The organism is Bradyrhizobium sp. SZCCHNRI3052 (assembly GCF_032484895.1).
Lineage (GTDB): Bacteria > Pseudomonadota > Alphaproteobacteria > Rhizobiales > Xanthobacteraceae > Bradyrhizobium.
The window spans coordinates 58,453-76,436 of the sequence record NZ_JAUETW010000010.1 but is presented as its reverse complement, the minus strand read 5'-3'; the positions used below and the strand labels follow the sequence as shown (position 1 = coordinate 76,436).

Annotated in this window: 15 protein-coding genes; 4 read left to right on the top strand and 11 right to left on the bottom strand. The window is 64.9% G+C overall.

Translation table 11 applies throughout. From position 1 onward, the window contains the following. Positions 1-5: 5 nt before the first annotated feature. The gene (locus tag QW887_RS24650; RefSeq protein WP_315827816.1) at positions 6-2,405 is read right to left on the bottom strand and encodes a TonB-dependent receptor domain-containing protein; all 2,400 of its coding nucleotides are present in this window, start codon (positions 2,403-2,405) and stop codon (positions 6-8) included. Positions 2,406-2,770: 365 nt separating this feature from the next. After that, positions 2,771-3,640, bottom strand: coding sequence for an NAD(P)-dependent oxidoreductase (locus QW887_RS24645; protein WP_315717630.1), 870 nt, complete (start codon positions 3,638-3,640; stop codon positions 2,771-2,773). Between the two features lie 261 nt (positions 3,641-3,901). On the opposite strand from QW887_RS24645, the gene QW887_RS24640 reads away from it, so the two are divergent. The 4 genes from QW887_RS24640 to QW887_RS24625 all read left to right on the top strand — a co-directional run bounded on the left by QW887_RS24640 (position 3,902) and on the right by QW887_RS24625 (position 8,153). Continuing rightward, positions 3,902-4,348, top strand: a complete 447-nt coding sequence (locus QW887_RS24640) for a VOC family protein (protein WP_315827817.1) — start codon at positions 3,902-3,904, stop codon at positions 4,346-4,348. 132 nt (positions 4,349-4,480) lie between these two features. Further along, entirely contained in the window at positions 4,481-5,611 is a 1,131-nt protein-coding gene (locus tag QW887_RS24635; protein ID WP_315752566.1) for an Mrp/NBP35 family ATP-binding protein, read from the top strand. 180 nt (positions 5,612-5,791) lie between these two features. Then, positions 5,792-6,886, top strand: coding sequence for a TRAP transporter substrate-binding protein (locus tag QW887_RS24630; protein ID WP_315752567.1), 1,095 nt, complete (start codon positions 5,792-5,794; stop codon positions 6,884-6,886). A 178-nt stretch (positions 6,887-7,064) separates the two neighbouring features. Further along, positions 7,065-8,153 carry a TRAP transporter substrate-binding protein gene (locus QW887_RS24625; protein ID WP_315752568.1) on the top strand — a complete coding sequence of 363 codons (1,089 nt, stop codon included), beginning with the start codon at positions 7,065-7,067 and terminating at the stop codon, positions 8,151-8,153. Between the two features lie 98 nt (positions 8,154-8,251). Here QW887_RS24625 and QW887_RS24620 read toward each other — a convergent pair whose 3' ends face one another. From QW887_RS24620 to QW887_RS24580, 9 genes are all read right to left on the bottom strand, one after another. Continuing rightward, positions 8,252-9,928, bottom strand: a complete 1,677-nt coding sequence (locus QW887_RS24620) for a TRAP transporter large permease subunit (RefSeq protein ID WP_316195195.1) — start codon at positions 9,926-9,928, stop codon at positions 8,252-8,254. A gap of 23 nt (positions 9,929-9,951) precedes the next feature. After that, positions 9,952-10,533, bottom strand: coding sequence for a TRAP transporter small permease subunit (locus QW887_RS24615; protein ID WP_315752570.1), 582 nt, complete (start codon positions 10,531-10,533; stop codon positions 9,952-9,954). A gap of 317 nt (positions 10,534-10,850) precedes the next feature. After that, on the bottom strand, positions 10,851-11,741 hold the full coding sequence (locus tag QW887_RS24610) for a cation diffusion facilitator family transporter (RefSeq protein WP_316195193.1): 891 nt from the start codon (positions 11,739-11,741) through the stop codon (positions 10,851-10,853). Positions 11,742-11,978: 237 nt separating this feature from the next. Further along, the gene (locus QW887_RS24605) at positions 11,979-12,251 is read right to left on the bottom strand and encodes a hypothetical protein (protein WP_315717640.1); all 273 of its coding nucleotides are present in this window, start codon (positions 12,249-12,251) and stop codon (positions 11,979-11,981) included. Between the two features lie 292 nt (positions 12,252-12,543). Further along, a complete protein-coding gene (locus QW887_RS24600; RefSeq protein ID WP_316195191.1) occupies positions 12,544-14,805 on the bottom strand; it encodes a DUF2235 domain-containing protein in 2,262 nt (753 codons plus the stop codon). A gap of 219 nt (positions 14,806-15,024) precedes the next feature. Next, positions 15,025-15,411, bottom strand: a complete 387-nt coding sequence (locus QW887_RS24595; protein WP_316165007.1) for a nuclear transport factor 2 family protein — start codon at positions 15,409-15,411, stop codon at positions 15,025-15,027. Positions 15,412-15,638: 227 nt separating this feature from the next. Beyond that, positions 15,639-16,316 carry a spermidine synthase gene (locus QW887_RS24590; protein WP_316195189.1) on the bottom strand — a complete coding sequence of 226 codons (678 nt, stop codon included), beginning with the start codon at positions 16,314-16,316 and terminating at the stop codon, positions 15,639-15,641. A gap of 137 nt (positions 16,317-16,453) precedes the next feature. Next, positions 16,454-17,275, bottom strand: a complete 822-nt coding sequence (locus QW887_RS24585) for a DUF2182 domain-containing protein (protein ID WP_316195187.1) — start codon at positions 17,273-17,275, stop codon at positions 16,454-16,456. 36 nt (positions 17,276-17,311) lie between these two features. After that, on the bottom strand, positions 17,312-17,944 hold the full coding sequence (locus tag QW887_RS24580; RefSeq protein WP_316184340.1) for a DUF1326 domain-containing protein: 633 nt from the start codon (positions 17,942-17,944) through the stop codon (positions 17,312-17,314). Positions 17,945-17,984 lie beyond the last annotated feature (40 nt).

Sequence of the window (17,984 nt, the reverse complement as noted above, 5' to 3'; positions counted from 1 at the left end):
GGCCATCAGAACTTGAACGAGGCTTCGACCTCGTAGGTGCGGGGCGCGCCGAGGAAGATCTGGTCGGGATAGAACGGATCGCTCCAAGCCGCATAACGTTTGTCGGCAACGTTGCGGACGCGGAAGGCGAGCCGCGTGCTGGTCGCGGTGGCGAACAGCGGCACCCTCGGCAGGTCGACGAACGCGAACAGATCGGCGGTGGTGTAGGCGAGCAGTTTCACCGTGTTGGCATCGGTGCTCCAGCGATCGCCCACGTGGCGCACGGAGAAACCAAGCTCGACCGGCCACCAGCCGGGATTGAGGAAGCGGTAGGAGCCGCCGCCATTGACGATGACGGCGGGAATGTTGGGCGGCGTGTTGCCCGAGAACGAGCCGCCGCCGGCGAGATCATAATCGGCATAGCGGGCGCGGACATAGGCGACGTTGCCCCAGAGCCTGCTCTCGGGTGTCGGCCGCACGGCGGCTGCGACCTCGATGCCCTGAGATTTCACCTTGCCGGCCAGGTTGAGCTGCTGGCCGGCCTGGGCGCTGTAGACGTTTTTGCGTTCGATGTCGAAGGCGGAGAAGGTCCACTCCGCACGGCCGTTCCACGCGAGCTGCTTGACGCCGGTCTCATAGCTGCGGGAGTCCGAGAGCGTGAGGTTCTGGGTCGGACTCAGCAGGAAGATGCTGTCGGCGGAGATGTCGGTGGCGGTCGCATATTGGCTGTAGAAGGTGGTGCCCGGGAACACTTCCCAGGTGTAGCCGATGCGGCCCGTGACCGGCTGCCAGCTCTTCGAGTAGGGGAAGCTGCTCTTCACGACGCCGTTCTTGTCGATCGAGTTGCGGTCGAGCGAGAACGGGTTGTAGCGCAGGCCGCCGACCAGCGCGAAATTGTTGGTGAGCTTCAGCCGGTCTTCGAGATTGAGTGCCACGCTGTCGATGGTGGCGGTCTGCAACTGCGTTCCGAGCGGGCCGTAGACGCCTCGGTCGAAGCCGGTCAGCGGAATGCTGTCACCCGGGAAGATCGCCGCGCCAGGCCGCGTGAAGTCGGTATGCGAGCTTTCCACCGCTGTCACGAGCCGGTTGGCCAGACCGAACAGGTTGGCGTTCCAGGTGAGGTCGGTGGTGTTGCCGACCATGTTGTGGTTGTGGTGGACGAAGAACCGCTCGCGATCGACGGTGTTGGTGGTCGCGTTGAACGCCGAGACCTCGTTGTTGTACCAGTCGCGGCTGGCGTTGTAGTTGTAGACTTGGCTCCGCAGCCTGACGTCGTTGCTCAGGTCCCATTCGAACCCGCTGCGGACCCACGATTCCTTGATCGTCTTGTGGCCGTCGACCACGTTGTAGTTGGTCGACAGCGTGCGGCCGTCGATCGTGACGGCGCCGAGATCGGTGCCGTTGTAGGCCGACACCTTGGTGCCTGAGACGATGCCGCTGGTCGCGTTGGCGCCGCTGAAGGTGACCGGCACCAGCGGCGTGCCCTCATAGGGCTTGGCCTTGTAGTCCTTGAACTCGGCGGCAAAGAAGGTCTTGAAGCTGTCGGACAGCCGGTAGTCGAGCTGGCCTGAGACATGGATATTCTTGAACTCGGTGTCGTCGATGAAGCCGACCTCCCTGGTCCGGCTGATGTCGAAGCGATAGTCCAGGCCCTTGACGGTCGTGCTGCCGCCCGAGCCGAAGCCGCTGCGGAACGTGCCGCGCTGGTCGAAGCCGACGAAGGCTTCGCTCTCGATCGGGCCGGTGTGCGGGGTCTTGGTCACGAAATTGACGGTGCCGCCGACCGCGCCCTGGCCCGAGATCAGCGAGGAGGGGCCCTTGAGAAACTCGACCCGGTCGAGGTTGAACGTCTCCATCGTCAGCGCGGTGAAGCCGGTCGGGCCGATGTTGATGCCGTTGTAGAGCACGTTGACCTGATTGCCCTGGAAGCCGCGCATCGCGAAGCCGACATCGTTCGGGGCATCACCCGCGCTGACGCCGGCGGCGCCTTTCACCGCGTCGACGGTCGTGTGGTAGCCCTGCTCACGCAGCGTCTCGGCGCCGACCACCTCGATCGAGGCCGGCAGCTCGCGTACGGTGAGGCCGAGCCGGCTGCCGCTCGCGGGCGTCGCATTGCCGTTGAGCGGCGTGGTGGCCGCCGTGTTGGACGAAGGCCGCGTCGGCGCTGCTGCGGGCGTGGGCGCGGCCATGCGCCGGGACGCCGGAGGTGTGGTCCGACGGGCGGCTTGGGTCGAGGAGGGCGCGCGGCCGGCCGCCGGGCGCTGCCGCGGCGCATCGACCGTCACGTCCGGCAGCAGGGTGTCTGCGGCGGCCTGCCTCCCGTCCGGAGGGGAGGTCTGTTGGGCATAAGCCGCCGGCACCGCCGACCAGCCTGCCACCAGCAGCCCCGCAAGCGATATCGAACCCCAGACGTCGCGCACGCTCATTCCGCTCCCCATCGCAGCAGCCGGCTTTCCGGCCATCTGCGCCCCCAGCCAACGTTCATGATCACCACGACGAGAGTTAGCCCAGCCCAACGGATATGTAATGTTATAACATTACATATCCATTTTTCTCTGAGTGGGTGTCTCGACGATCGGGCAACACATGCGAACGATTAGCGATTGCAAGGGGTATCAGCGAGTCGCAGATGGCGCAATGGCGCCCGTCCGCGGCGGACGTATCCCGCCGCGTGTCTGCGGCAATACATGGGGGAAGGCAGATGAGCCGGGGCCTGCCAAGGTCCCGGATCGGAAATCTGCCGCCGCAGCACACGCGCAGCGGCAGATCGATCAGTCGGAGAGCGGCGGAATCACTTCTCCAGCCGGGCCAGCAGGCTCGACGTGTCCCAGCGCTTGCCGCCGAGCTTCTCGACCTCGGAATAGAACTGGTCGACCAGCGCGGTCACCGGCAGATGGGCGCCGTTGCGGCGCGCTTCGCTGAGGCAGATCGACAGGTCCTTGCGCATCCATTCCACCGCAAAACCAAAGTCGTATTTGCCGTCGTTCATGGTCTTGTAGCGGTTCTCCATCTGCCAGGACTGGGCGGCGCCCTTGGAGATGGTCTCGATGACAGCGGGAACGTCGAGGCCGGACTTCTTCGCGAAATGGATACCCTCGGACAGGCCCTGCACGAGGCCGGCGATGCAGATCTGGTTGACCATCTTGGTCAGCTGGCCGCTGCCGGCCGGTCCCAGCAGCTTGCACATCCGGGCATAGGCCGCGATCACCGGCTCGGCGCCGGCATAGGCGTCGGCGGTGCCGCCGCACATCACCGTCAGCACGCCGTTCTCGGCGCCGGCCTGGCCGCCGGACACTGGCGCGTCGATGAATTTGAAGCCGGCCTTGGTGGCTGCGGCGTCGAGCTCACGTGCCACTTCAGCCGAGGCGGTGGTGTGGTCGACGAAGGTCGCGCCCTTCGCCATGCCGGCAAATGCGCCGTCCGGGCCGATCGTGACCGCGCGCAGGTCGTTGTCGTTGCCGACGCAGCACATCACGAAGTCCTGGCCTTCCGCGGCCTGCTTCGGCGTGGGGGCTGCCTTGCCGCCGAACTTGTCGGCCCATTCCTTCGCCTTGGCCGCGGTACGGTTGTAGACCGTGACCTCGTGACCGCCCTTCTTCACGAGATGTCCTGCCATGGGGAAACCCATGACGCCGAGACCGATGAAAGCGACTTTAGCCATATGAGCTACCTTGACCTTGGGGTTCTGCCGACAGCCTTGAGAGGGCCGGGCTGTTCTTGAAAGGAACACATCAGCATCCGGCGCGGGTCGCGGCGGTGCTGGACGCCGCACCATAACGGCTTGAGAGGCGGGGGCAACGGCTTCGTGACGGATGCGAAAGCGGCGCCGCGTGCTAAAGAGGCATCATCATGACGGCTTGCAAAGCCGTCATTGCGCAACGAAATCCAGTCAACCAACGAACCAGCCAGGGGAGTGTCTCGCATGGGCGTCAGCGTCGGCGTGCTCGATCATTTCAACATCCGGACCCGCAACCTCGCCGAGACGGTCCGCTTCTATGAAGACGTGCTCGGGCTGGAGAACGGCGCCCGGCCGAACTTCGCCTTTCCTGGCGCCTGGATGTACAGCGAGGGGCGCCCGGTGGTGCACCTCGTCGACATCTCGCCGACCTCAGAGGCACAGAAGCCGGACTCCGGCGTCGTCCACCACGTCGCCTTCGTCAGCCGCGGCTTCGCCGGCATGAAGGCGCGGCTCGCCGCCAAGGGCATGCCGTTCGAGGCGCGGCAGGTGCCGGGCGGGGAGCTGTGGCAGATCTTCGTGCGCGACCCCAACGGCGTGATGATCGAGCTCAATTACGAGGCAGCGAAGGAGCGGGCCGAGGATGCGCCGGTCGAGACCGCCTCCGACATCGGAACCATGGTGGCGTTTTGAGCCGGTCGGCCTTATGAAGCAGCGCAACGCAGGGCCGGAGCGGTGCCGTCGCAGACGACGGAAGATCATGTCCGGCCAACGGGATAGGGCGCGACGATGTGGCGCGTTCTGAACTTCTTCAGGAGACGCGCCGTGAGCGTGACGCAGCAGCAGGTTATCGAGGCACTCAAGCGGGTCCGCTCGCCACGTGGCGTGGCGCTGCCGGACGCCGGCGTGCTGTCGCCGATCACGGCCAATGACGGCAAGGTGTTCTTCTCGATCAATGTCGAGGCCAGCGAGGCCCGCGCCTGGGAAGACACCCGCGCGAAAGCCGAAGCCGCCGTGCGCGCCATACCCGGCGTGACCATGGCGATGATCGCGCTGACCGCGGAGCGCAAGGCGGGCGCTGCCGCCCCGCCGCCGCGACAGGGCGGCGTGCAGCCGGTCGCGGCGCATCGTCCGCATCAGCACCAGCATCCGGCGGACTCGCCGATGTCCCGGCAGGCCGCGATCCCGGGTATCGCGGCCGTCATCGCGGTGGCCTCGGGCAAGGGCGGTGTCGGCAAGTCGACCACCGCGATCAATCTCGCGCTGGGCTTGCGCGATCTCGGCCTCAAGGTCGGGCTGCTCGACGCCGACATCTACGGCCCGTCGGTGCCGCGGCTGACCGGGCTGCAGGAAAAGCCCAAGCTCACCGACGACAAGAAGATGATTCCGCTGTCGCGGTTCGGCCTATCGATCATGTCCATCGGCTTTCTCGTCGACGAGGACAGCCCGATGATCTGGCGCGGCCCGATGGTGATGTCGGCGATCAACCAGATGCTGCGCGACGTCGCGTGGGGCACGCTCGACGTGCTCGTCGTCGACATGCCGCCGGGCACCGGCGACGCCCAGCTGACCTTGGCGCAGAACGTGCCGCTGAAGGGCGCCGTGATCGTGTCGACGCCGCAGGACCTGTCGCTGATCGACGCCCGCCGCGGGCTTGCGATGTTCCGCAAGGTCAACGTGCCCGTGCTCGGCATCATCGAGAACATGAGCTACTTCCAGTGCCCGCAATGCGGCACCCGCTCCGACATCTTCGGTCATGGCGGCGCGCGCCACGAGGCCGAGCGGCTCGGCGTGCCGTTCCTCGGCGAAATCCCGCTGCACATGGACATCCGCTCGACGTCGGACGCCGGCAACCCGGTGGTCGAGAGCGAGCCGAAGGGTCCACATGCCGCGATCTACCGGGCCATCGCCGCGTCGGTGCGGGATCAGCTCAAGGATGCGATCGCCGCTGCTTGATGCACTGCAGCGAAGCGTGTGCGACTATTGGACCGTTTGTCATTCCAACGTCGCGTTTTCGCTTAACCGGTTCCGTGCTAAAGCCCGGCCCGGATCGCCTTCGACCGTGTGCGGCCAATCGCATCGGCGGATAAATGCTTTTTCAACGGGAAAACGCCCCCAACAAGGAGATGCCTTAATATGAAGCGTCGTGATTTTCTGAAGGTCTCGGCCGCCGGTGCCGCCGCGTCGGCAGCGGTGGCCTCGCCTGCGATCGCGCAGTCGATGCCCGAGATCAAATGGCGGTTGACCTCCAGCTTCCCGAAGTCGCTCGACACGATCTATGGCGGCGCCGAATATATGGCGAAGCAGGTTGCCGAGATGACGGACAACAAGTTCCAGATCCAGGTCTTCCAGGCTGGTGAGCTGGTGCCGGGCCTGCAGGCGCTCGACGCGACCTCCAAGAACACCGTCGAGATGTCCCATACGGTGTCGTATTATTACGTCGGCAAGGACCCGACCTTCGCGATCTTCGCCTCGGTGCCGTTCGGCCTGAACGCCCGGCAGCAGAACTCCTGGCTATATCAGGGCGGCGGCAACGAGCTCGCCAACGAGTTCTTCAAGAAGGCCGCCAATGTCATCGGCTTCCCCTGCGGCAACACCGGCACCCAGATGGGCGGCTGGTTCCGCAAGGAGATCAAGACCGTCGCCGACCTTTCGGGCTTGAAGTTCCGCATCGGCGGCATCGCCGGCCAGGTGCTGCAGAAGCTCGGCGTCGTGCCGCAGCAGCTCGCGGGCGGCGACATCTACCCGTCGCTCGAGAAGGGCACCATCGACGCCGCCGAGTGGGTCGGTCCGTATGACGACGAGAAGCTCGGCTTCCAGAAGGTGGCGAAGTACTACTACTACCCGGGCTTCTGGGAGGGCGGTCCGACCGTCCACGCCTTCGCCAATCTCGACAAGTGGAACGAGCTGCCGAAGCACTATCAGTCGATCCTCGCCAACGCGACGGTCAATGCCAACACCTGGATGGCCGCGCGCTACGACCAGGTGAACCCGGCGGCGCTGAAGCGCCTGGTCGCCGGCGGCACGCAGCTGCGGCCGTTCACCAACGAGGTGCTCGAGGCCTGCCTCAAGGCGACCAACGAGCTGTGGGGCGAGATCTCGGCCAAGAACGCCGACTTCAAGAAGGTCATCGACGCGATGCAGGCCTACCGCTCGGATGAATATCTGTGGTGGCAGGTTGCCGAGTATACCTACGACAGCTTCATGATCCGCTCGCGTACCCGCGGCTGATCGCAAACTTCAGATCGGCGGATCGACGTCAGCCCGGCCTCGCGAGAGGCCGGGCTTTTGCGTTGCGACAACGTTTCGCAATGGCACTCCGACGCACTTTGATCCACACTGGAACTGAAGCCTCACAAAGAAGGCTGCTCAGGAAACGAACACAATGACCCCCAGGGAGGGAAGAACTATGAAGCGGAGAGACTTCATCAAGGTGACCGGGCTTGGCGCCGCTGGCGCGGCCGCGATCGCAGCGCCGGCCATCGCACAATCGATGCCGGAGCTGAAATGGCGCATGCCGACGAGCTGGCCGAAATCGCTCGACACCTTGTATGGCGGCGCCGAGATCATGGCCAAGGTGGTCGGTGAGGCCACCGACAACAAATTCCAGATCCAGCCCTTCGCCGCCGGCGAAATCGTGCCCGGCCTGCAGGTCCTCGACGCCGTGCAGAACGGCACCGTCGAAATCGGCCACACTGCGTCGTACTACTATTTCGGCAAGGACCCGACGTTCACCTTCGGCTCGTCGGTCCCGTTCGGGCCGAACATGCGCATCAACCAGGCCTGGTACATGCTCGGCGGAGGACGTGAGATCCTCAACGAGTTCTACGCGAAGTACAATGTCGTCTCGCTGCTTGCCGGCAACACCGGTTGCCAGATGGGCGGCTGGTTCCGCAAGGAGCTCACCGGCGTCAACGATCTCAAGGGGCTGAAATTCCGCGTCGGTGGCTTTGCCGGCCGCGTGCTGCAGAAGCTCGGCGCGGTGCCGCAGCAGATCGCCGGCGGCGACATCTATCCGGCGTTGGAGAAGGGCACGATCGATGCGGCCGAGTGGGTCGGACCCTACGACGACGAGAAGCTCGGCTTCGTCAAGGTCGCGCCCCACTACTACTATCCGGGCTGGTGGGAGGGCGGACCGATACTGCTTTCCTTCGTCAACCAGGATCGTTGGAATGCGCTGCCCAAGAACTATCAGAAGATCCTCGAGCATGCCGGCCATTATGCCAACAACTGGATGATGGCGAAGTACGACCAGAGCAATCCGGCGGCGCTGCGCCGGCTGCTCGCCGCCGGTGCCAAGCTGCATGCGTTCTCGCCGGAGATCATGCAGGCCTGCCTGAAGGCTGCCCGCGAGCTGCACAACGAGGTCGCGGCCACCAACCCCGACTTCAAGAAGACCTATGAGTCGCTGTCGGCCTTCGCCGGCAATGGCTACTCCTGGTTCCAGGTCGCCGAGATCGGCTACGACGCCTTCATGGCGCGCAATCCGCTGAGCTGAGACCGGCGCCGTATCGCGTCAGGAGCCAGCGACAAAACAAAACCCCGGCGCGTTGCGCCGGGGTTTTTCGTGGGCGGAGCGATTGCGCGTCGCGGCCATCACTGCTTCGGCGGTCCGACATCGATCTGAGGCGGGCCGAAATCGAGCGGCGGCGCGTCGATCTGCGGGATATCGATCTTGATCGAGTTCGGATCGACCGTCGACGCCGCGCCCTTGTAGTGCATGACCATCGATGGGAACAGGATCACCAGCATCACCATGATCATCTGGATCACCACGAACGGCACCGCGCCCCAATAGATCTGCCCCGTCGTGACCGGCTCCATCCTCTTGCCGGTGACGCGGTCGAGATAGGAATCCTTCGGCGCCACCGAACGCAGATAGAACAGCGCGAAGCCGAACGGCGGGTGCATGAACGAGGTCTGCATGTTGACGCCGAGGATGACGCCGAACCAGATCAGGTCGATGCCGAGCTTTTCGGCTGCGGGTCCCAGCAGCGGGATGATGATGAAGGCGAGCTCGAAGAAGTCGAGGAAGAAGGCCAGCACGAACACGAAGGCGTTGACGAAGATCAGGAAGCCGATCTGACCGCCGGGCAGCGAAGTCAGCAGGTGCTCGACCCAGACATGGCCGTTGACGCCGTAGAAGGTCAGCGAGAACACGCGCGCGCCGACCAGGATGAAGACCACGAAGGCCGACAGCTTGGCAGTGGATTCCACCGCCTGGCGGACCAGGTCGAAGCTGAGCCGCCGCTTGATCGCACCAAGGATGATCGCGCCGGCCGCGCCCATCGCGCCGCCTTCCGTCGGGGTCGCCAGACCGATGAAGATCGTGCCCAGCACCAGGAAGATGAGGAACAGCGGCGGCACCATCACGAAGGTGGTCTGCTGCGCCATGCGGGACAGGAAGCGGTATCCGGTGGTGCGCTCCAGCACCCAGTTCACGACGGCGACGGCGAAGGCGAACACGATGCCGTAGAACATGCTCAGCACGACGAAGTCGGCGCCGTGATATTCCGAGCCGCGCATCATGAACCAGCCGAACACACAGCTCGCCAGAAACAGCACGCCCAGCGATTTCAGGCCGCGGTCGCCTGAGTCCTCCCGAAAGCCGATCGCATCGGCCGGCAGGCCGGGGGCCGATTTCGGGAAGATCATGCTGGTGAGGAAGGCATAGGCTGCATAGATCGCCGACAGCACGAGGCCAGGGATGAAGGCGCCTTCGTACATGTCGCCGACGGACTTGCCGAGCTGGTCGGCCATGACGATCAGGACCAGCGACGGCGGGATGATCTGCGCAAGCGTGCCGGAGGCGGCGATGATGCCCGAGGCAAGCCGGCGGTCGTAGCCGTAGCGCAGCATGATCGGCAGCGAGATCAGGCCCATCGAGATCACCGAGGCGGCGACCACGCCGGTGGTGGCCGCGAGCAGCGCGCCGACGAACACGACCGCATAAGCGAGGCCGCCGCGGATGGTGCCGAACAGCTGTCCGATGGTGTCGAGCAGATCCTCGGCCATGCCGGATCGTTCCAGCACCAGGCCCATGAAGGTGAAGAACGGAATCGCCAGCAGCGTGTCGTTGTTCATCACGCCGTAGACACGTTCCGGTAGCGCCTGCAGGAAGTCCGGCCGGAATTCGCCGAGCCCGATGCCGACGAGGGCGTAGAACAGGCCGACGGCGCCGAGCGAGAACGCTGCCGGATAGCCGAGCAGCAGCATCACGACCAGCGACCCGAACATGATCGGCGCCATATTGGCGATCAGAAACGCTTCCATTGGATGATCCCCCAGCCCGCCGCTTACTTCTTCTCGATCGCTTCGACGAGGTGCTCGACCTCGGCCTCGATGCCGTGGGGCTTCGAAGCGTGGGGATCCGGGATCAGCCCGCGCATGACCGCGATGCGCTTGATCAGCTCGGACACGCCCTGCGCCAGCAGGAAGGCGAAGCCGAGCATGATGAGGGACTTCGCCGGCCATTGCGGCAGGCCGCCAGCGTTGCTCGATTGCTCGTTGATCTCGATGGAGCGCAGGAAGAAGGGCACGCTGGTGATGATCATCACGATGCAGAGCGGGATGAGGAAGAGCACGTGACCGACGACGTCGATGGTGTCACGCAGCCATTTGGGCATCATGGCGTTGACGATGTCGATGCGGATGTGCTCGTTGTCGAGCAGGGTCCAGGGGGAGCACAGCAGGAAGACGGCTGAGAACAGCACCCATTGCAGCTCGAGCCAGGAATTCGACGAGGTGTCGAGCGTCTTGCGGACGATGGCGTTGATCGTCGAGATGATGACGGCGAGCAGGATCAGCCACGCCAGCCGCTTGCCGGTCCAGGTCGTGAACGCATCGATCCCACGGCTCAATTTCAGCAACGCTTGCAACGCAATCCTCCCCCAAATGTCTTGCGACGTCCCATGGCCCGTTCTGGCTGCGCAGCACATGGCGCAACGGCCTATCCGGCCCGGCAGGCTCAAAAACGGGGGCACCATTTCAGCGCCTCGTGTTGCCGTCAATCGGAAAAATGGGCAAAAATGAGCGTTGCCGCAACATGTTGCAGCAGTGGCGACGCCGCGCCACAGCTGTCGCAGGTCGCCGGGGCCTGGCGATCGCCGGCCGGCGAATGAAGGTCAACGGGCCGAGCGTGAGGGCGGGGGACTCTCGGGTGCGGCCGACGGACCACGTCCGGTGCGCAGCGGTCTTACAGCACCACCACGCCGGAATGCTTGGCCTTGTTTTCGGGTTCGACGTGGATAGTGATCCAGCTGTGCTCGTCGTCCTCGCGCAAGGCTGCCTCGATCCGGTCGCAGATTTCGTGCGCCTGGTTGACCGACATCTCGCCGGGCACCACGAGGTGGAACTCGATGAAGGTCAGCTTGCCGGCATGGCGGGTCCGGACATCATGCGCCTCCAGCGCGCCGCCGGCATGCTGACTGATGATCAGGCGAATGCGCGCCAGCGTGGCGTCCGGGACCGCTTCATCCATCAGCCCGCTGGTGGATTCCTTCAGCACCTGCCATCCCGACCACAGGATGTTCACGGCGACCAGCACGGCCAGTGCCGGATCGAGGATCGGCAGCTGCAACATCACCGCGAGGCCGAGGCCGACCACGACGCCGCCCGAGGACACGACGTCCGTCAGCAGGTGCCGGCCGTCTGCCGCCAGCGCCGGCGACCGCAACCGCTTGCCCCGCGTGATCAACAGCCAGCACCAGACCGCATTGATCGCGCTCGCCAGCGCATTCACCGCGAGCCCCTCGACGGGTGCGGAAAACGCCCGCGGATCGAAGAAATTCCCGTAGGCCTCATGGATGATGAGCAGCGCCGCCACGACGATCATGACGCCCTCGATCACCGCGCTGAAATACTCGACCTTGTGGTGACCGAACGGATGGTTGGCATCCGCGGGCTTGGCGGCGATGCGCACCGCGACGAGCGCGACCACGGCGGTGACGACGTTGACGATGCTCTCGACGGCATCGGAGTAGAGCGCGACCGAGCCGGTGATCCAATAGGCGAGATACTTCAGGCCGAGCACGATCGTTCCGACCACGAGGCTGCCGATGGCGAGCTTGAGCGATTGCGAGGCCATGATGTCCTGATCCGATCCCGCGCTGGGGTACCCAACGCTGCGGCGGAACGCAACCAGGGTGGACGCGGTTCGGTGTCGGGAAGGGACTGATAACCCCGGTTTTCTGTGGCCGCCGCGACTGCGTCTATCGGCGGCGTGGCCCCGATCGAAAACTGATCTGTGGACAACAGAAAGTCGCGCCCACGGACATGGGCGCGACCGTGTCGCGGCAAACGCCGATCGCAATGACGCCGCCGACTACTTCTCTTTGATGACCGTGGTGGTGCTGGTCGAGCTGCCGACCGTGCCTTCGTCCTCACAGACCTTGGTCTGGCGGATGCGGTCCTCGGCTTCCACGCGGCTGGTGAACGCCATCGGTCCGATTTGCGTGACGACCTCGCGGTCGGCGGGGCGCGTGGTGGTGATGGTGCAGCGATGGCTCGGTCCCTGCACGATGTAGTATTCGTCAGCGAGCACTGGCGCGACCGATCCGATGATCACTGCGCCGGCAAGAAGAAGGGGTGCTTTCATCGTCGCCTCTCTTTTCAAGAACAGCCAAAAGGGGAGCGGGATTGATGAGGAGTTTTCTGCCTCGTCGTTCGATGCTCCGTGTTTGCAACTCGGCCGGCTGGTCGCAGTTCCGGCGGTTCAAGCGGAGCCTGTATTGACGCGGTGCGGTGTCGGCGGCGATGGACGCGAGATCTCGTCAGGGCGCAGCGACACGCGCGCGGTGGCGCGCTTGCCACGGCCCCAAGCGGTCGCGCCGCGGTTGGCAGGCGAACCGCCGATCATGACCTCGTCTCCGCCTGGTGGCGTCGGCGGTTCAGAGCAGCCTGACGGTCACCTTCGCCTTGCCGGTGTTGTTCGGATAGAATGCATCGTACACCCAGGGCAGCCCGATCACCGCGTCATTGACATAGAGGAACAGCTCACCGCCGCGCTCGGCCTTGAAGCGCGCTTTGTAGGCTTGAGGTGTCGTGTTGGGGGCGGGAACGGGGTCGAGGAAATATTCGTCGACGCCGGTCTCGCCGACCCTGGCGATCAGCCGATACCAGGGACGGAAGAGAACGCGGCGCAGCAGGATGCCTGCGCGGAACGTCCAGCGGGCGTAGCCCCGGACCGTCGAGGTGCGATAGCCCGCGGGCGTGACCGGACGCCCGGCATCCTCCCACGGGTCGGTCATGGTGACGACGATCTCGTAGGAGAAGCCGGGACGGACGCTCAACCCGGTGGGAGCGCAAACCGCATCGGTCGAGAAATCCCTGGCATCCTGCGGAATGCCCTTGTCGACTGCGACGAGCTCGCGGGCAGGGGTGCCATGGCAAAAGGCGCCCATCGAATCCGCGGCGTTGAACAGGAAATGGCTGATCAGCGTGGCTGCGAGCCAGACGGTGCCGATAGCGAGCAAGAACGGGCCGACATGCCGCTTGCCGTTCCTGATGGCAAACTGATAGGCGCGATTGGTCCGGAGCGCGTAGATGGCCCGATGCAGCGGGCCGGACGGCATCGGGGGCGATGCCCGTTCGCGCCAGATCACGCGCATCCGGTCGCCGATGCGGTCGCTGAGGAATGTCCCGAGCGCGGTCAGCATGACAAGGATGATGATCCCGCCGGCGAACCATTCGGGGTTGGCGGCGTACCAGTCCGTCCACCAGTGCAGCGATGTCGGCAGGAACGATTCGATCAGCCTGACTGCTTCGGAGACCATCCTGATGCGCGAGTCGTATTCGTGCGTGCGATCGAGGTCGTGGAACAGCCAGAAGGCCGCGAGGTGCAGCGAGGCCGCCAGGGTTGCGAAATAGGCGAGGCGCCTGAACCACACCAGATTCCACAGCTTCTCCTGGGCCGCGAACCGGGCGGCCGCGCCGGCCGGCGTTTCGAACGTGGTCGGCCCGAGCGGCGTCAGCGTGCCGTCGTAGTGGACGATCATGTAGTTGTCGGGCAGCCCGATGGGCGCATAGGCATTGCAGCCGCTGTCGATGCGGTCGAAGACGCTTTCGTGAATCTTCGGCATCGACACCTGGACGCCCGCCGCCGGGTCGTTGCAGAGCTCCGACACCTTGCGCGGGCCGTATCGATAATAGGACCCGAGCCCGGAGCGCGAGTTGTAGAGGCGTCCGTCCTTGTCCTGCGATGTGACGATCGACTTGATCGCATCCGGATCGGCCTCGGGCTCGGTCTTGAAGATCAAGCCCCGTTTGACGGCCTCGCCGACGAGCCAGGTCAGGGGGACGTAGGAGACGGAATCGTCCGGATAGCCGCCGCCGACATTGGCGTGCATGCCGACGAACCAGACCTGCACCAGCCTCTCGTCATCGATCGTCCTGGCATCCTGCGGCTTGGTCTCGCCCGCCTCGGTCCAGAGCACCGGGTGGAAGGTCGTCCTCTCGTCGTCGAGCGCGAGCGCGTGGCGCGCGCATGTCACCCGCGGACTGAGCACGCGATTGGGAAGCTCGAGCGGCCACACCCAGTTGGAGATGCCCCGCGTCATCTCGTCGATCGGTAGCCCATAGGCTGCGACGGTGTCCCACAGCCCGATGAACTCGATCGCCGGGAGGCTTTTTCGCTCGATGAGGTCGAGAGATTTACGGCCCATGATGCGGTCGATCACCGGCACCAGCACATGATCGCGAATCCAGCGGAGCGGCACTTCGATCCGCCAGATCGAATGGTACCCCTTGGCGCGATAGGCGCGATAGGCCTTCACGGCGCCGTCGTGCAGCTCAGCCTCGGTGTCGGCAACGATCAGCCCCTGATCGAGCATCAGCGCGGCGAGCACCCGCACGGTGAACGCGCCGCGGCTGAAGCCGAACAGATAGATCTTCGAGCCGTTCGCGTGGTCGTAGTTGCGGCAGACGAACTTATAGGCATCCAGGATGTTGCGCTTGAGGCCGAAGCCGAACGCGCCGCCGAGCAGGGCGAGCGGAACGAACGACGATGTGCCGACGCCGTCGTCATACTTGGCCGCCTGGGCGTTGCCCTGCAGGTCGAGCGCCTGGAACATGCGCCAGACGTTGGTTCGCCACACGCTCGAGGCGGCGTTGCCGGTCCCGTCGGACAGGATGATGATCTTGGGACTCGCCATGCAAAGGACCCCGCTCGACATTGAGAGCCGAGGAGCGGAAGGGTAAACTGAAGGAGAGAGAAATCAACCTGAGATGGTGTGAGGCTTTCGGCGGCGTGGCCGGATGATGCGGAGGGCGCCGCTGCAGCGACGCGGCGACTCGAGGACGAGAAATGCACTGTCCTGCTACCGAAATGCCGCCGTCACCGAAATGCGGTTGCCGTGGCCGTTCGTCGCCCTTCAGGCCGAGTTGATGCGCTCGACGAGATGCGCGCGCGAGGGCGCTGGGTCGAAGCGATCGCCGAAATATTGGGTCTCGTGCGCTACTCCGCCGTCCCGGAATTCCATGACGCTCACCACGTAAGACGGCACGCCATCATAGGTCAGGACCAGTTCGGTCACCCACAGATCGCCGCTCCCGATGATTCGGCGCACTGCGAAGCGCTTCCTGCTGGGCTGCACGAAGCGGCTCTCCTGAATGTTGCGCCGGCCCTGGATGCGTTCGCCCGATTGCGGATAATCCAGCACGGCATCGTCGCGATAGATGTCGTGCTCGGCTTCGAAATCATTCACGTCCGATGCATCCCAATGGTGCTGCAAGGCAGCGCGCTTCGCTCTGTCATCCATGGCAATTCTCCCATTCAGGGGCGCGCCCTCATTGCATAGCGTGCCCCTGGCCACTACGGTCTACAAGCCGGAGAATGGAGCATCCCTCGTCGCCGCCGACGCATCATAGGACGAGGTCCGACGCGTCACTACGCTGATCCAAACGGGCGTGGAGAATATCAGCGCTGGTAGTACAGCCGGTGGAGAAAGTTCTCAGGACAGAGAGCTCCGCGCGCGACGAGGCGCAATCACGCCGGCCGCGTCGCGATCCAGATCACGTGACGGGAGCCGCCGCCGCGGCCGGTGGCGCGGATGTTGATCTCCTCGGCGGCGAAGCCTGCCTTGCGCAGGCGCGGGGCAAAGCGATCGTCGGGGTGGGACGACCATACCGCCAGCACGCCGCCGGGGCGCAGGGCGGTGAAGGCGGTGCGCAAACCCGAGGGGTCATACAGCGCGTCGTTGGATTGCCGCGTCAGTCCCTGCGGACCGTTGTCGACATCGAGCAGGATCGCATCATAGGTGCCGCGCCCTGCGGCGATCAGCTTCACGACGTCGCCCTCGTGGATGTCGACGCGCGGATCGGAAAGGCTTGCGCCGGACAATTCGGCCATCGGCCCGCGCGCCCAGGCGATCACCGCCGGCACCAGCTCGGCGACGGTGATACGGGCCTGCGAACCCAGCACCTTCAGTGCCGCCCGCAAGGTGAAGCCCATGCCGAGGCCGCCGATCAGCAGCCGTGGAGCCGGCTCGGCCTTGATGCGGGCGCAGCTCAGGGTTGCCAGCGCCTCCTCGGATCCGTGCAGCCGGCTGTTCATCAGCTCGTTCGAACCGAGCTTGATCGAGAACTCCTTGCCGCGCTGCATCAGCCGCAGCGGCTCACCGCCGCCGGGCACGTCTGCGGTGTCGATCAGCTTCCAGGGAATCACGGGCGTCTCGCGTCAGTTCGGTTGCGGCATTCCAGGCGACAGAGTCACCACGCTGGAGCCTGCTTACCATGTTGCCCGCATCCCATGCCAAGGGGCAGTCGCCACTCTCGCGACGACCTGCATCGCGTCGTTGCGCGTCATTGCGGTGGGGACACCAGCATCCAGGCGCCCGCGGCACTGCAAGCAATGCCGGCCGCGCGCGCGATCCATCGTCCGACCGGAGTCAGTTTCTCAAACAGCACGAGCAGGGTCAGAATGGCAATCCACATCACGCTCATCACCCCGCCGACGAACAGCAGCGCCATCAGAGCCCAGCAGCAGCCCATGCAATAGCCGCCGTGTCGAAGCCCCAGCAGCACGCAGCCCTGCAGGTCGCCGCGAAAGCCGCCGTGACGCATCAGGAACAGAAGCGGCGACTGGCATTGGGCAAGGCAGGCGCTCTTCAGCGGCGTCCACTGATAGATGCCTGCCGCGATCAGCACGATGGCGCCGAGCAGATGGTTGTCGATCGCCATCCGCGAATCCAGCAGCGCAGTCCGCTCCACAACCCATTGCAGGCCGGTCGCCACGAGCGAAAAGCCGCTCCAGGCGAGCAGATAGCCGGCCGCAAACCAGCCGGTCGCCGCGAACGGCTGGCCCTGCGCGCGGCCGTGCCGACCCACACGGGCGTACATCAGGACCATGGGCGCGGCCGAAGGCGCCATCATCCCGACCATCATCACAGCCCACATCAGGAACACATAGGCGAACTCGATCGCGCGCCACGGCTCGCTGGCCGGCAACATGATTCCGATGCCGGCCGGGATCATGCGGAAGCCGGTCATGTCCATGCCGCCCATGTCCATGTCGTTGGCAAGCCAGAGAACATAGGCCCACGACAGGGCGACCATGATCGTGATCGCGCCGCCGACGATCCAGCGATCGCGCCGCAGCACGGCTTCCAGGGCGCTGCCGGTCATCTGCAAGGCGGGTTGCCGGCCTTGCGCCACGTCGAATTAGGCCTGGTTGGACCAACTGATCGACGCGTACAGGCCGTTCTTGCCGGAATTGTCCCAACGCATGCCGTGATCGTTGTAGGTGTTGCCCGCGGCGCCGACGGCGAGCGCCATCCTGTCCGGGCTGACGGGATGGCCGATGTTCACCCACATCTCTCCGCTCGGGTGCATGGTCGGCAGCGGATCGACGGACATGTGCAGAATGTCGGCGATGTCGGCGGACCGCGTCTTGCCGTCGATCCGGAAGGTGATGGCGACTTTGCGCACGCCGAGATTGGTGCTGATCAGCGGCGTGAACGCAGCCATCGGGCCGCCGGCAGCTCCGGTGAAGATCGCGGCCATCGCCTCCGTCTGCGGATCGTCGGCGCGCTGATCGACATAGGCGGCGATCGACCAGTCTCCATCCGCCATCACGCCGGGCGCATGCAGCATCACCGCCGCGTTGAGGCCATCGAGCGCGACATCGCCATAGCGGCCGGTTTCGATGTGGAACAGCAATGGTACGTTGCAGAACCCCTCGGTCGGTTGCGCGGTCAGGGGAGGGGCGGCCGACATGAGGCACGGACACAGCAGGCTGCAGCTGCAATTCTCGAAATAGTCACCGGACAGGTGCCATGCGACTGGGTCTGCCATCGCTGTCTCCCGCTAGGCCGAACCGACAAATTGCTTTCGA